Origin of the sequence: Mycobacterium liflandii, from assembly GCF_022354805.1 — a bacterium.
GTDB lineage: Bacteria > Actinomycetota > Actinomycetes > Mycobacteriales > Mycobacteriaceae > Mycobacterium > Mycobacterium marinum.
On sequence record NZ_CP023138.1, the window covers coordinates 3005616 to 3019485 of the forward strand.

The 13870-nt window shown below is 65.5% G+C and carries 14 protein-coding genes and 1 pseudogene; 6 read left to right on the top strand and 9 right to left on the bottom strand.

The window, feature by feature from the left end; translation table 11 throughout:
* Window positions 1–20 precede the first annotated feature (20 nt).
* The gene (locus tag CKW46_RS13565; RefSeq protein WP_071498128.1) at window positions 21–1262 is read left to right on the top strand and encodes an NRAMP family divalent metal transporter; all 1242 of its coding nucleotides are present in this window, start codon (window positions 21–23) and stop codon (window positions 1260–1262) included.
* A 15-nt stretch (window positions 1263–1277) separates the two neighbouring features.
* Here CKW46_RS13565 and CKW46_RS13570 read toward each other — a convergent pair whose 3' ends face one another.
* Together CKW46_RS13570 and CKW46_RS13575 are read right to left on the bottom strand one after the other, a co-directional pair.
* On the bottom strand, window positions 1278–2036 hold the full coding sequence (locus CKW46_RS13570) for a hypothetical protein (protein WP_482053262.1): 759 nt from the start codon (window positions 2034–2036) through the stop codon (window positions 1278–1280).
* Window positions 2037–2086: 50 nt separating this feature from the next.
* Window positions 2087–3073 carry a zinc ribbon domain-containing protein gene (locus CKW46_RS13575; protein WP_247649645.1) on the bottom strand — a complete coding sequence of 329 codons (987 nt, stop codon included), beginning with the start codon at window positions 3071–3073 and terminating at the stop codon, window positions 2087–2089.
* Between the two features lie 491 nt (window positions 3074–3564).
* Here CKW46_RS13575 and CKW46_RS13580 point away from each other — a divergent pair, with 491 nt between their 5' ends.
* Window positions 3565–3774, top strand: a complete 210-nt coding sequence (locus tag CKW46_RS13580) for a PE family protein (RefSeq protein WP_265339395.1) — start codon at window positions 3565–3567, stop codon at window positions 3772–3774.
* Here the strand turns inward: CKW46_RS13580 and CKW46_RS13585 are convergent, their stop codons facing one another.
* Window positions 3775–4977, bottom strand: coding sequence for an ISAs1-like element IS2404/ISMul1 family transposase (locus CKW46_RS13585; RefSeq protein WP_482053408.1), 1203 nt, complete (start codon window positions 4975–4977; stop codon window positions 3775–3777).
* Between the two features lie 137 nt (window positions 4978–5114).
* Between CKW46_RS13585 and CKW46_RS13590 the strand changes: the two are divergent.
* Window positions 5115–6237 (top strand): annotated as a pseudogene (locus CKW46_RS13590) (PE family protein); the annotation flags it as partial.
* 22 nt (window positions 6238–6259) lie between these two features.
* On the opposite strand, the gene CKW46_RS13595 reads toward CKW46_RS13590, so the two are convergent.
* The 6 genes from CKW46_RS13595 to CKW46_RS13620 all read right to left on the bottom strand — a co-directional run bounded on the left by CKW46_RS13595 (window position 6260) and on the right by CKW46_RS13620 (window position 11856).
* The gene (locus CKW46_RS13595) at window positions 6260–7768 is read right to left on the bottom strand and encodes an acyl-CoA synthetase (protein WP_240274904.1); all 1509 of its coding nucleotides are present in this window, start codon (window positions 7766–7768) and stop codon (window positions 6260–6262) included.
* Window positions 7769–7806: 38 nt separating this feature from the next.
* On the bottom strand, window positions 7807–9225 hold the full coding sequence (locus tag CKW46_RS13600) for a WS/DGAT/MGAT family O-acyltransferase (protein WP_482053263.1): 1419 nt from the start codon (window positions 9223–9225) through the stop codon (window positions 7807–7809).
* A complete protein-coding gene (locus tag CKW46_RS13605) occupies window positions 9222–10661 on the bottom strand; it encodes a wax ester/triacylglycerol synthase family O-acyltransferase (protein WP_482053264.1) in 1440 nt (479 codons plus the stop codon). The genes CKW46_RS13600 and CKW46_RS13605 overlap by 4 nt, the downstream gene beginning before the upstream one ends.
* Window positions 10658–11149, bottom strand: a complete 492-nt coding sequence (locus CKW46_RS13610; protein WP_499019205.1) for an SDR family NAD(P)-dependent oxidoreductase — start codon at window positions 11147–11149, stop codon at window positions 10658–10660. The genes CKW46_RS13605 and CKW46_RS13610 overlap by 4 nt, the downstream gene beginning before the upstream one ends.
* The gene (locus tag CKW46_RS13615) at window positions 11134–11457 is read right to left on the bottom strand and encodes an SDR family NAD(P)-dependent oxidoreductase (RefSeq protein ID WP_499019206.1); all 324 of its coding nucleotides are present in this window, start codon (window positions 11455–11457) and stop codon (window positions 11134–11136) included. Before CKW46_RS13615 ends, CKW46_RS13610 begins: the two co-directional genes overlap by 16 nt.
* A 156-nt stretch (window positions 11458–11613) precedes the next feature.
* Window positions 11614–11856: a hypothetical protein gene (locus tag CKW46_RS13620; RefSeq protein WP_232022840.1), complete on the bottom strand. Its 243-nt coding sequence runs from the start codon at window positions 11854–11856 to the stop codon at window positions 11614–11616.
* 70 nt (window positions 11857–11926) lie between these two features.
* On the opposite strand from CKW46_RS13620, the gene CKW46_RS13625 reads away from it, so the two are divergent.
* From CKW46_RS13625 to CKW46_RS13635, 3 genes are all read left to right on the top strand, one after another.
* The gene (locus tag CKW46_RS13625; RefSeq protein ID WP_499019209.1) at window positions 11927–12892 is read left to right on the top strand and encodes a PucR family transcriptional regulator; all 966 of its coding nucleotides are present in this window, start codon (window positions 11927–11929) and stop codon (window positions 12890–12892) included.
* Window positions 12893–13015: 123 nt separating this feature from the next.
* The gene (locus CKW46_RS13630; protein WP_011740993.1) at window positions 13016–13483 is read left to right on the top strand and encodes a 2,4'-dihydroxyacetophenone dioxygenase family protein; all 468 of its coding nucleotides are present in this window, start codon (window positions 13016–13018) and stop codon (window positions 13481–13483) included.
* Between the two features lie 3 nt (window positions 13484–13486).
* Window positions 13487–13870, top strand: coding sequence for a DUF1330 domain-containing protein (locus CKW46_RS13635; protein WP_015355422.1), 384 nt, complete (start codon window positions 13487–13489; stop codon window positions 13868–13870).

The following is a 13870-nucleotide window of genomic DNA, read 5'->3' on the forward strand; positions in this document are numbered from 1 at the left end:
CGACCGGGCCTGAGGCATCGATGCGGGTCCATCGCGGCGGCTGGCTGCGCTGGGGCCTGCTGGCGGTCTGGGGTCCGGGCCTGGTGGTGATGTTGGCCGACACCGATGCGGGCTCGCTGATCACCGCTGCCGAGTCCGGGGCGCAATGGGGCTATCGGATGGTGTTGCCGCAATTGATCTTGATGCCGATCCTCTATGTCGTCCAAGAGATGACCGTGCGGCTGGGGATCGTCACGGGCAAGGGGCACGGTGCGCTGATCCGGGAGCGATTCGGCCGCGGTTGGGCGTGGCTTTCGGCATTCACCCTGTTCGCATCGGCCATCGGCGCGCTGCTGACCGAGTTTGTCGGGGTTGCCGGGGTCGGGGAGCTATTCGGGATCTCGCGCTGGGTCAGCATCCCGATTGCCACAGTGATGTTGCTGGCCTTGGCGCTGACCGGCAGCTACCGGCGCGTCGAACGCATCGGCCTGGCCGTCGGCGCAGCGGAAGTGGCGTTCCTGGTGGCCATGGTCATGGCTCGCCCGCAACTGGACCAGCTGCTGGCGGGCTTGCGGTCGATGCCGCTGGGCAACTCGTCCTACCTGTTGCTGGTCGCGGCGAACGTTGGCGCGGTCATCATGCCGTGGATGATTTTCTACCAGCAAGGAGCCGTGGTCGATAAGCACCTGTCGGTGGCCACGATCCGCCAGGCTCGCCTGGACACCGCCGTCGGTGCGGTGCTGACTCAATTGATCATGATCGCGGTGGTGGTGACCGTTGCGGCGACGATCGGAACCCACCATGGTGCGGCGTCGCTGCAAACCGTCGGGCAGATCGCCGATGCCCTGACCCCATACCTGGGCCGACTCGGTGGAACCGTGCTGTTCGGACTGGGAATGTTGGGTGCCGCCCTGGTCGCCGCCATTGTCGCGTCGCTGGCTGGAGCGTGGGGACTATCCGAGGTCTTCGGCTGGCGACACACTCTCAACCAGCGGCCCAACCGGGCCACCGCCAAGTTCTACACCACTTATGCGCTTGCCCACATCATCGGCGCCGTCCTCGTCCTGGGCAGCGTCGACCTGGTCAATCTGGCCGTCGATGTCGAAGTGATGAACGCACTCTTGCTGCCGATCGTGCTGGGGCTGCTGCTGGTGCTGGAAGCCCACACGCTGCCCGAAGAATGGCGCATGCGCGGAGTGCGCAAGTACATCACTCGGACCCTGTGCCTATTTGTCATCGCCTTCGGGCTCTACATGGTTCCCCAAGCCCTCGGCTGGCTTTGACCAGCTGGCCGAACACTAGAGCATGGAGTCGATCATGGCTCGGGCGTCATCGGGAGCCTGGCTCGGTGCATCGGCGGTGCGCCGGAAGTCGATGAAGGCCGACTGGTGGGTGGAGGTGTTCAGCAATTCGGCGAAGGCGCCGCTGACCGAAAGCTCGCCTTGTTCGGTGAACACGTCGGCGAAGTAGTCCATCAGCGCGGCCTGCTGGAACTTGGCGCTTTCCAGGGTCTTGGTAGTGGCCTTGAACAACACCGGGTTGGCGAGATCGCCCGACGAAGGATCGGTCAACCTGGCGATGTCGGTCCGCAGCGCGGCGACGACATCTGTCTCATCAGTGGTCTTGACGGCGACGTACATCTGGGCGCTGGTGTCGCCGTTTTGCAGCGTCACCCAATTCGGCCCCCGGTTCACCAGGGTCCAGCCCGGCGCGGCCGTGACCGATATGCCCTCGGCGATGTTGATTGACTCGGCCGAGGCCAGCCTCAACCGCATCGTCACGGGGGTGCGTACCGGCGCTTCCGGGTCAGGCAATCGGGCAGTGCCGGGCCCAGCGGCTGCGGCCATGGCAGCATGGCCACCGGGCAGAATCGACGGCGGCTTGGATCGCTCGGCCTTGCCGCTCAGCACAATCGCCGCGGTCACGGCTGCGGCGATCAGGATGACTACGCCGATGATGGCGATGATGATGGCCGAGTGCAATCGGTGTCCGACCCGGCCGCCGCCGTGCGGGTAGTGCGGTGGCGGGGGAGTATCCGGTGGCGGTGCTGCTGACATCGTGGCTCCTTGTTTTGCCGTGGTTTCAGGCCGGCGGTACCGCGGTTCGGTTATCCGTTGATGGGGCGGTTCAGGGCAGGATGGCTGGCTAGTGCGGCCGTGGCTGTTCCGCAGACTTGGCAGAACGCGCTCCCGCTGCCGATTGCCGCGCCGCAGTGAGCGCAGACCTGGTGGGTATCGGGGGCGCGGGTCAAGGTGGCGTCCCCGGTGAGGGCGGCCTGGGCTTCGGCGAGCAGCGCGGTATGCAAACTGGCGCGGGTTGCGACCAGCCCGGCTGCGGCCAGCACCAATGCGGCCAACGCGGTCAGCACAATGCCGCGAGTCCCGTAGGGGGTGAGCATGGTGGTCGCCAGTTCGTACAGCAGTACCAACGCCACGCCCTCCAGCAGCCCCAGGGCCGTGTTGCCGCCGGTGCCGCGCAACGGCACCACGACCAGGGCGGCAGCGCAGGCCAAGATGATCGGCTGCAAAAACCCGAGTGTCAGCGCGATGAAAGCGACGTGTGCCGGGTCGATATGGGTCGTCGGGAGATGGGTGAACGCGCCACGCTCTACCACCACGCTCAGCCCCAAAGACAGCGCCGAACCGCTGAGCGAGCAGGCGACGGTGGCATCGACCGGGTGCCGAAACGCGCTGCGCGCCGTCACCAGCAGCGGCGCAATCAATGCCGCGGCGAAAGCCACAACCGGGATGAGCACGCCCAATTCGAAGATCTGGGACAGCGGTGGTAACTGGCGATCCGGTGCGGCCAATAGCACCGGCTTGGTGAAGTGCTGTTCGACCATCCCCACGCCGACACCGAGCAGCAGGGAAAGCGCAAACGCCACCCCGATGACGGTGAACGGTTCCTGTCGCCACACATCGTGGTCGTGGACATAGGTCAGGACGGCCGCAGGCAGCGCAATCGCCGCCAATACCAATGCGATAGAAAGCATCCCGAACGCCGCGGCGATCAGCGACGCCAATAGCGCCAACGCGACCATCGCTCGGTAGATGTGGTGGCGCCCGCCCGCCAGGTGTGGCATCAGCGTGCTCATCACCGCGAGCGCCCGCACCGGCTCTTCGGGATGTGCGGCGAAATGTCGGGACCGATCGATGGCCGGATTCAGTGGACTACCGCACCGGGAGCAGAAACGGGCGGCATCCGCGTGTGGGGTCGAACAATTCGCGCAGTCCATAATTGCCCAAGGATAGCGACAGATCTCATATCTAATACAGATCTTTTCCAAACCGCTTACAAGGCGTGTTCAGATTATTTTGGTCGTGACCGTGCCTGCTGTCGCTGCGGCAAGACGGTGCGTGCCGACCGCATGGTCGGGATGGGGGCTGGCACGTCGGGAGCCGCGGGGACGGCGGGCTGGCTCAGGTTGCCCATTGCCCCCACCCGATCGGTGAAACTACCAGGTCAGCGCCGCCCATCGCGCTACAGTTGGGCACCGATGCGCCCGCATTGGCCGGGTTCGATTACCCCGCCCTGACTCGCGCCACGATCCGCGGCGCTCGTCCGGGTCACGTTGGGAGTGTGGCCATGTCATACCTGACGGTTGCGCCAGAGGCGCTGTCGGCGGCGACCAGCGATGCGGCCGAGATCGGGTCGGCGCTGGCCGCGGCCAACGCGGCAGCGGCAGCGCGTACGGCGCGGCTGCTGTCCGCCGGTGGCGACGAGGTGTCGGCGGCCATCGCGGCGGTGTTCTCCGCGCACGGGGTCCAATATCAGGCAGGGCTCCGGCGTTGTTGATTAGCAGGCTTGTGAGCTGGGGAATTGTGGATTGAGGAGGTCTAGGCGGCGGTTGGCGGTCAAAGCGGTGATCCGGCAGGCTTCGGCGATGTTGTCGGCGCCGTTGAGGCGGTGCAGATTGATCGCGGTGTTGCGTAGCGTTGCTAGGACCTGTGCGCCGTTTCCGGTATGTGCCCTTTGACGGTCTTCGTCGAAGGTGACGTCGCGTATCCAGTGCAGGCTGTTCTCGATTCCCCAGTGTTGACGCATCCAGGTCATGATCGCGGTAGGGCGGGCGTGCTCGAACGGCAGGCTGTAGATGGCATAGACCACCTCCACGCTGCGCTGGTCGGTGGCGGTGATCAAGCGTTCACGAGTGATCCGGATGATTTGTTTTGCGTAGGGGAAGCCGATTCCTCGTGCAGCGGTGATGATTTGCAGGGTGCGGGTCTCGACACGGCCGTGGCCGCGGGAGTCGTCGGTAGCGGCTGTGGGCACCTCGGCCCAGGGCAGCGCGGTGATACGCGCAAGTATTTTGGCTTGGTTGGACTTGACGATCATCAGGTAGTGCGACTTCAAGGTGGCGCAGATCAACTTCGCGGTGACGACCTGGGTATGCATCGCATCCACGGTGACCAGCCACCGCAAGCTACCCGGCAGCAGCGTGAGCAGGGCACGTACGCAGGGAATTTCATTGCTTTTCTCGGCGACAGCGAGTTGACCGAGCACCAATCGGGCACGGTGGGCGAACACCGACACGAGATGCGTGGCTGTCGCTTTGGCGCGTAAAGCACCACGCAGCATCTTGCCGTCCAACGCGATCGGCACCAATCCACTGGGGTCGCTGCTGGCCACGTGTGCAGTGAAGTAACTGCCCATCCTGGCGTTGAGGTCGGCGGGGTCTAGCCGAGACAAAACAGCGCGGAAGGTCTTCTCACTGGGCCGCCGGAACCGGACCCCTAATTGGGCCAACACATCATCGGGAGCGGTGGCCGCCCATGTGGCAAAAACAGCATAGCCGCGCATCCCCGCGGCAGTGGCCAGAACCGCGATCGCCAACAAAGCCATCAGCGAATACCTCCGACCGCGTGGGTCCCTCGGGTCTGGCACCGAGGCCAACACATCGAGAAACTCCGATCCGATGAGCTCGCTGCGCTCACCAGGACTCCAGCGGTCGAACACCTCTGGAACCGACGACACAGGCAATACTGAAACGGTAGGCACGGGCAACTCCAGACCAACGACGAACAGTAACCAACTCGATCGTTCTCCAGATAGCCCGTGCCTACACTCAGGCCCCAATAGCGCGGCACCAAAGATCATCAACCCAGCTCACAAGCCTGCTAATCAACAACGCCGGAGCCCTGCAATATCAGGCGATCAGCGCTCAAATGGCGCAATTTCACCGGCAATTCGCCCAAGCACTGAGCGCCGCAAACCGTTCGTATGCACTCGCCGAGGCGGCCAATGTATCCCCGCTTCAGGCCATCGAGCAACAGCTGCTCGCGGCCATCAACGCGCCCACCCAGACACTGTTGGGCCGACCTCTCATCGGCAACGGTGCCGATGGGGCGCCTGGACAAAACGGCGCGGCCGGTGGGCTTTTGTGGGGTAACGGCGGAGCCGGCGGGGCCGGCACCGCGACACACACCGCGGGTGGTAACGGCGGGGATGCCGGCCTGATCGGTAACGGCGGGGCCGGTGGAGCCGGCTTTAATGCCGGCAACGGCGCTGCGGGTGGGGCCGGTGGCGCCGGCGGGCATGGCGGCTGGCTTTACGGCAACGGGGGCGTTGGCGGCGTAGGCGGCACCGGCGGGGCAGGGGTGCCCGCCGTGCCGACCGGTGGTGACGGTGGCGCCGGTGGCGTGGGCGGAGCTGCCGGGCTGTGGGGCGACGGCGGTGCCGGTGGGGCCGGGGGCAAGGCGGTGCGGGTCGGGTAGGCGCGGCCGGCGGAGCCTCTTCGGGCGGTACCGGCGGGCATGGCGGGGTGGGCGGGATAGGCGGTTCCGGCGGGGCGGGTGGCTGGGTTGCCGGCAACGGCGGTGCGGGTGGGGCCGGCGGTGCCGGGGGGATGGGCGGCATGGGTGGCACCGGTGCTTCCATCGGCGGCGGTGGCACTGGCGGTGCTGGCGGGACCGGTGCCGCCGGGGGCGATGGGGATTGGTTGTTCGGTGACGGTGGGTCCGGTGGCGCCGGCGGAGCGGGCGGGCAAGGTGGCGCCGGCCGAGGCAGCGAGATCGGGGGCGGCGCCGGCGGCGCGGGGGCATGGGCGGCAACGGCGGTAATGGCGTTGGCAACCCGGGGGATGGCGGAGACGGCGGCGGTGGCGGTGCCGGGGCCAGCGGTGGGGACGGTGGCTGGCTGTGGGGCAGCGGTGGCAACGGTGGCAATGGCGGGGCCGGCGGCAGTGGCGTCACCGACGGAGCCGGCGGGCGCGGCGGTGCAGGTGGCGGGCTTTATGGAACGCCCGGCATGTCGGGCTAGCCGCGACACCGCGCCGGGGCTCTCACCGATACAGTTCGCGCAGCTCTCGCTTGAGCACCTTGCCTGCCGGATTGCGGGGCAGCGTCGCGGTGAAGATCAACCTTTTCGGCAACTTGTAGCGCGCCAGCCGGGCGGCGCAGAACTCCACGATGCCCGCTTCGCTCACCGCACCCTGGTCGGACACCACGATGGCGCAGGCGATCTCGCCCCATTTCTGGTCGGGCAGCCCGATGACGGCCACTTCGGCGACGCCGGGGATGCCGGTGATGACGTTCTCGATCTCGGCCGGGTAGATGTTCTCACCACCGGAGATGATCATGTCTTTGATGCGGTCTTTGATGTAGAGATAGCCGTCACTGTCGATCTCGCCGACATCGCCGGTACGGAACCAGTCGCCGTGGAAAGCGTCGCGGGTGGCGTCCGGGCGGTTCCAGTATTCCTTGAGCAGGAAGTCGGACTTGATCACCACCTCGCCCTGCCCGCGTTCGGCGATCATGCCGTCGTCGGTGCGTACGCGAACGTCGGCGAACATGGTGGCGCGTCCGGCCGAGCCGACCTTGGCCAGGGCGTCTTCCCCGAGCAGCAGGGTGCCGCCGCCGCATGATTCGGTGAGTGCGTAGCCCTGAACGACCTGCATGTTCTTGGCGTCATACATCCTGATCAGCGCCTCGGGCATGGGCGCACCGCCGGTGATGAAGCAACGGAACTCGGGTGCATCGAGCTCGGTGAATTCGGGTACCAAACGCATGAAGTTCAAAATCGCCGGTACGGCGCCGGCCAGCGAAACACGCTCGTCGACGATCAGCGACCAGGCCTTGGCCGGGTCGAACTGTGGCATCGAGACAAGGGTGACGCCGCGCATGGCGCACATGATGACCGTCGTCAGCGCCGCGACGTGGAACATCGGCAACGGCAGCAATAGGCGGTCCTGGTAGCGCACGTCTACGGTCAGTGACCATGAGCTGGCCGCCGTGTGCACCGAGTCATGAGTATGCACAACCGCTTTGGGGTTTCCGGTGGTGCCCGAGGTGTACATGATGAACAGGTTGTCCGACCCGCCGCTGTCGCAGACCGGCTCGCCGGCATCGGCGGTTTCGAGGCGTTGCGCCAGGGAGCCTTCGCCGTCCGACAACGGCACCCAGCTGATGACGTTGTGGGACCGCTCGGTTGCGGTTTTGATCGCGGTGACCACCGGCTCCAATGACTGGTGATAGATCAGGACGGTGCTGCCGCTGTCGGCAAGGATGAATCCCAGTTCGGGTGCGGCCAGGCGGGTGTTGAGCGGCACGGCCACCGCCCCGAGCTTGGCTGCGCCGTAGAACAGGCAGCAGAACGCAACACTGTTCGGCATCAACAGCGCGACGCGATCGCCCTTGCCGACCCCGAGCGCCCTCAGCACGCTGGCGCATCGGTTGGTCAGCATATTCAGCTCGGTGTAGTCCATCCGCACGTTGGTCGAGGGCTCTACGTAGGCCTGCAGCCGAGGAGAGATATGCGCGCGTTGTTTGAGCATGGCGCCGATGTTCTTCATGGTGGTTCCTGTCCGGTCCAGCGGGTTGACGATGTGACTTATGCGGAATCGGCCTGGTGACCAGCGATTGCCGGTGCTGACCTGCCGATGTCGGCTTGTAGTTGGCCGAAGGCCTGCTCAATCAGTTGGGCAAGCCGGGCGGGCTCGCGTACGGCCTCGGGTGCAGCGCCGATGCCCAGGCACAGTTGCTCGTTCACGCTTGCGACGGTGACGTTCAGCCTGGCTCCCGGCGGCAAGATGGGCAAACCACCGAATGAGACCATCGGTGCACCGGCCAAATACAGTTGTTCGGCAGGGCCTTTCATGTTCGATATCACCAGGTTGGCGCTGGGCGCCTTGCCGAACCCGGGCAGCACATCCGACATGGCCAGACTGGCAAACAGCGAGAGCGTATATGCCTGACGTGACGGCGATTTCATGCCGTTCCCTTTGTCCTTGGCAGCTGTTGTGGCCTGGCTGACCTGCTTGAGGCGCTGCCTGAGGTTTGCCTTGGGCGCACCCATCGCGATGAGTTCGGCGCTCACCTGGTTGCCCGCCCCGGCTTGGGACCGCATCGACATCGGCATCAAGGCCACCAGCGGCCGGTCGGCCGGCGCCCGGTGTTCGTCGAGGTAGTGATGCAAGGCGTCGTCGACGATGGTCATGACGACATCGTTGATGGAGGTATCGGTGGCCTTGGCGACGGCCTTTACCTCGGCGAGCGGCAACTCCATATTCGCGTAGGCGCGTGCCGCCGATTTCGCGGTGTGGTTCAACAGGGTAGGGCTTGCGGCGAAGGGCAGGGCCCCCCGCTGCGGCTTGAGCTGCAGTGCTTGCGCGCCGAGGTCTACCGCGTCACCGACCATGTCGGCCAGATCCGACGGCAGCTTGGCGATGCCGGTGAGGCCGCGTTGCAGCCACTGCCGGCGCGAAACGCGCGGCTGCGGCCGGCGCGGCGCACGAGCGCTCGGTGCCGGCATCCATGGACCGGCCAGCGTCTTGTCGTGCGGGGAAGTGCTCAGGAAACCGCGCATTGCACGCAACCCGCCCTCACCGTCGATGAGCGCGTGGTGCACCTTGAGCATGATGGCGATGCGACCGCCCTCAATCCCATCGATGATGTAGCACTCCCACAGCGGGTGCCCCCGGTCGAGCAGCCCGGTGTTCAGGAATGACACCGTCTCGTAGAACTGGGCCATCGAACCGGGTCCCGGTAACACGATGTGCTGGAAATGGTTTCGCATGTCCGGCTCGACGATTTCCCACCGTGCGACATTCCTGCCCAGCCAGCTGAGCCTGTAGTTGAAGGGTTCGATCGCCCTACTGTGCCGATACGCGTCGAACAGGCGTGAGCCGAACGACGAATGTTGTCCTTTTGGCTTCTGGAAGATCGTGAAGGCCGTCATGTGAAACGGCCGGTTGGGCCGCTCGAGTAACAAGAAGGACAGATCGATCGGACTGATTCGGTTGGTGTTCATGCGGCTTCCTTTGTGCTCGCTAATGCGGTAAGGGAATTGAGTTCATCGACGAGGTAGTCGAACATTCGCCAGCCGTCGTCGAGCACCGCGCGGTCGGCCAGAATGCAGATGTTGGCCTGTCCGCAGTAGCTCCACATGGTGATGTTGAGCGCCGTGCCGTCAGCGATCTGACCGGTGGAGAACCAGTTCGATACCTTCCAATGATCCAGGTAGAGAGTTTCTTTGGGGCCGGGGACATTCGATAACACCACGTTGCCGAAGAATCCGAAGCGTCCTCGGCTGCGGTGTATGGCCTTGCGGATGATCTTGATGCCCCACGGTGGCAGCACCTGCATCACGGAGTTGAAATCGGCACCGGCCTCCTTGACCGCCTTGATGTGCTCTTTCATCTGCGTGTTCGCCTCGCGGCTGGCTTGCAGCCGTGCGCTCGGGTCGGCGATGTCGCTGCGCAGCCAGCAGTAGTCCACGGTTGCGTAGTTACCCAAACCCTGCATACCCAAGGGCCGTTCGCCCGCGAACGGGGTAGCGCCGATCAGCGGGTGGGTGTCCGGGTCGTAGTCCAGGTCGACAAGCAGACGTCGCAGGGCACCGGCCGCGCAGCTGCTGAAGACGTCGTTGATGGTGACACCAAGTGCCTTGGCCACGGCCGAGAAGTGCTGCAGCGGGACGCTGTCACAGACAAATGTGCGCGCGGCACTCAGGTTGACGTTGATCGGCGTTCGTTGCATCTGCCGGGCCGACGGGTGCGGTGGCAAGCCGGCCGACTTGCGCTTGTGGTCAAACAGGAATTTTCGCCATAGTCCGGTGGCCACCTTCGGTACGTTGCCGATCACGGTCTCCGGCCAGTCCCGGACGGCCCAGCCCAGCCGGGTCGGCCAGGAGGGGAGTGGGGCGGGGCGATAGTCCGGCGCCTCGGCGGCTCCGACACCACGATGGGGCTGGTAGAACTGCTGCATCAGCCACGCGGCTCCGACGCCGTCGACATAGGCATGATGGACCAACATGACCAGCGCTACCTTGCCCTCGGCGAGTCCCTCGACCACCCACATCAGCCACAACGGGCGATCACGCTCGAGTTGCGCCGAATAGATCGTTGTCATCACCGCACAGAGGCTCTTGTGGTCGCCCGGCGCCGGGCACGCGACGCGGTGAATGTGGTTGTGCAGCTCGAAGTCCGGATCTTCCACCCAATAGGGGTGATTCAGGCCTAGTGGCGACTCGACGCACTTCCACCGCAACATCGGCAGTAGATGTATCCGCCGCGCCGCCTCGGCGTAGAACCTGTCGAATGACCAGCCCTGCGCATCGGTGGACGGATCGATGATCGCGACCTTGAACGTGTGCATGTAGGCGCGCGGAGTCTCCATCCCGAGCATGAACGCGTCCGCGCCGCTGAGCCGTTGGGGTCGCGTGACACCTTTGATCGGCGCGGTCATTTCGCGGCCTTCGCCATCTGTGCGGACACCCAGCGGGCCAGCGGTGGCATGATGCGTGACAACACGTACATGACGTGCGCCTCGGCGGCGACCGGCGCGACCGCCTTGTTGCGCTCGACCGCTCGCAAGATGTTGCGGGCCGCACGCGCTGGCGTGTATCCGCGCCTCTGATACGTCACGGTCAGGCGCTGCCGGCGCCCCTCGGTGTCGCCGGCTCCGCGGATCGGGCTGGCCTTGGTGATTGCGGTGTTGATGACACCGGGGCAGATCGCGGTGACGCCGATGCGGTGGGGCTCGAGCTCGATACGCAACGCTTCCGATAGCCCCAACACGGCGAACTTCGTTGCGCTATACGCCGAGAGTGCGGGATTGGCAAGCAGACCCGCGGCCGAGGAAAGGTTGACGACGTGTCCGCCCCGACCCGACTCGATCATGGCCGGGAGAAAGGCCTCACAGCCATGGACGACACCCATCACGTTGATCGACACCAGCCAGTCCCAGTCTTTACGGCTGGTGTCCAGGAACCCCCGATGAGGCCAACTCCGGCATTGTTGACCAGGAGGTCCACCCCGCCGAAGTGGCCGAGGGTGGCGTCGGCGAAGGCGGTCATCTGCTCGGGATCGGACACGTCCACCCGGCGGGTGATGACGTCATGTCCGAACCCGCGGGCGGTTTGTGCGGTATCGGCCACCGCGGTGTCGTTGCTGTCGCAGAGCGCGAGATCGGCTCCGCGTTGCGCGCACAGCAGGGCCAGTTCGCGGCCGATGCCGCTGCCGGCACCGGTTATCGCCACCACTCGGCCAGCGAGATCTGAGGTGTTGGTTCCTGAGTTGAGTTTGAACATGGTGAGCAAAGTACGGTCGGCCCGATGCGGCCGTCTCGTACGCAAATGCCAACGTTGGCTGGGGTGATTGTGACGTCGCGACAGCGGGACTAGATTCCGGCCATGGAGCTACAGTGGCCGCCGGCGTGCGATGCCGAGGCGCAGCGGGTCTGGCAGCGGGTTCTGGTGCCACTCGCGGCCGAGATGGGTACTCAGGCCGCCGACTTGGCCCAGCGCGCGGTCGCCCGGATGCAAGCCGAAGTGCCGCAATTGTTCCCCGACGAACAGACCGTCAAAGAGAACCTGGTCAGCACCGAAGCCAGCCTTCGCCAGCTGGCCCAGGTGATCGAGGCCGGCGCTGACCCACGCCAAGTGGAGTTGCCGCCGTCGACCCAGGCCATCGCGCGCGGCGGTGCCGCGCCAAGTTGCGCTGGCGGACTTGTTGCGGTTTTACCGGCTGGCTCAGGAACTGCTGTGGCAGTGGATGTTCGGCCGCATTAACGCCGATTCCCGAGACGCTGCCGAGCAGGCCAAAGCGGTAGAGCTGGCTACGGGATGGATATTCGGCTACGTCGACGCGGCGTTGATGCGGGCCGAGCGGGCCTATGACGTTGAGCGAGAGGCCTGGCTGCGGGGGGCGACCGTCGCGCGCGCCAGCGCGATCGACGACATCGTCGCCGAGCGCGAGCGCGACCCGCAACGGGCATCAAAACGGTTGCGCTATGACGTCAGCACCCAGCACCTCGCGGTCATCGCCTGGATCGACAGGTTGCCCGAGGACGGCGATGCTCAGCCGCTGCTGGGCCGGGTGGTCGCCGACCTAGCGCGCGCCACCGCCGCGCAGAGCACGCTGGTGCACACGCTGGGATCGCTGGCGGTCGCCGGATGGGTGAGTGGTCGAGGCTCGCTGAGCGTGCGTGACGCCCAAGACGGTGTTGCCGGGGCCCCGGCAGGCGTACGGCTGGCCGTTGGCGATCCGGCGCGGGGACTCAAGGGTTTTAGGCGCAGCTATCTCGAGGCGACGTATGCGCATCGCGTCGCGTCGCTGATGGGGCGACGCGCCGACGCCGTGACGCTGTACCGCGGCGTCGCGGTTGCCGCCCTGGCCAGTGCGGATCGCGACCATGCCGTCTTTTTCGCCACCCGGGTCCTGGGCGGGCTGGCGGCCGCCGACGAAGACACCTATCGGATCGCCACGACCCTAGCGGTCTTTCTGGCCGAAAATCGCAGCCGAACGCGGGCGGCCAAGCGACTCAACGTGCACCCCAACACCGTCAGCTACCGGGTGAATCAAGCCGAGGCGATCCTGGGCCGTGCCGTGGATGCCGACGTCCTCGAGCTGTCGGTGGCGCTGGCGTTATTGCCGGTGCTGCCCGGGCTCGCGCAGGGCCGCTCCGGGGAATTGTGATCTGAGCACAATCAGGGTCGGCGTGGTTGTCGCCGCGCACCGAGCGCGGGGCTGGCTCTTGCTCCTACGTTTTGCCTCAGCCGCACCGCGGCGGCAAACAGGCACCATGAAGGAGCACGAGAAATGCAGACCCTGCAAGAACTCGACGTCAACTACATGAGCGGCATCGACAACCCATGGATTCCGTTCACCCCGCTCACCGACCAGGTCTTCCTGAAGTACTGGAAGGTCGATCCGGTGCGCGCCGAAATCATCGTGTCGATGAAATTTCCTGCCGGACTGGAACTTCCACCCCATTACCACACCGGCATCGTGGTAGGCCACACCGTCAGCGGGGCGTGGCGGTACCAGGAGAACAACTGGATTTCCCGCGCGGGCGACACCGTCTACGAGGTGGCCGGCTCATCGCACACCCCGGAAAGCCTGGAAGACACTGAGGTGTTCTTCTTCCTGGTCGGCGAGCTGCTTTTTCTCGACGCAGACAACAAGATCCTGTGGCAGGAGAACCACAAGACCTCCATCGAGCGTTACACCAGCTACTGCGCCGCCAACGGGATCGCCTCGCGTGACCTGACCAGCTGGGGTGGGTGACCCATGACCGCCATCGAACCCAACGAGAACCAGCTAGCCACCCTGATGGCGGCAGCCGCCGATCTCGACACGCCCGTGGTCATGATCAACCTGCTGCAGTTCAAACCGGACGGGGTAGCCAACTACCAGCGCTACGCCAAAGAGGTCATGCCGTTTCTGGAAGCGGTGGGCGCCACCATCGAGTACGCGGGCGAAGCCAGCCACGTTGTCGCCGGCGATATCGACCGCCCCTTCTGGGACGCCATCGTCGTGGTGCGCTACCCATCGCGGGCGGCGTTCGTGTCCATGGTGACCAACCCGGCATATCACGAGAACGCGCACGTGCACCGCGCGGCGGCATTGCAGAGCACTCATCTGGTGGCCACCGACCCCTGGGTGCAAATCTGA

Bases quoted from the DNA above. Each gene is read 5' to 3' on its own strand.
- CKW46_RS13565 (WP_071498128.1), top strand. From the start codon at position 21: ATGCGGGTCCATCGCGGCGGCTGGCTGCGCTGGGGCCTGCTGGCGGTC.
- CKW46_RS13575 (WP_247649645.1), bottom strand. From the start codon at position 3,073: ATGAGCACGCTGATGCCACACCTGGCGGGCGGGCGCCACCACATCTAC.
- CKW46_RS13570 (WP_482053262.1), bottom strand. From the start codon at position 2,036: ATGTCAGCAGCACCGCCACCGGATACTCCCCCGCCACCGCACTACCCG.
- CKW46_RS13635 (WP_015355422.1), top strand. From the start codon at position 13,487: ATGACCGCCATCGAACCCAACGAGAACCAGCTAGCCACCCTGATGGCG.
- CKW46_RS13580 (WP_265339395.1), top strand. From the start codon at position 3,565: ATGTCATACCTGACGGTTGCGCCAGAGGCGCTGTCGGCGGCGACCAGC.
- CKW46_RS13630 (WP_011740993.1), top strand. From the start codon at position 13,016: ATGCAGACCCTGCAAGAACTCGACGTCAACTACATGAGCGGCATCGAC.
- CKW46_RS13600 (WP_482053263.1), bottom strand. From the start codon at position 9,225: ATGAACACCAACCGAATCAGTCCGATCGATCTGTCCTTCTTGTTACTC.
- CKW46_RS13605 (WP_482053264.1), bottom strand. From the start codon at position 10,661: ATGACCGCGCCGATCAAAGGTGTCACGCGACCCCAACGGCTCAGCGGC.
- CKW46_RS13595 (WP_240274904.1), bottom strand. From the start codon at position 7,768: ATGAAGAACATCGGCGCCATGCTCAAACAACGCGCGCATATCTCTCCT.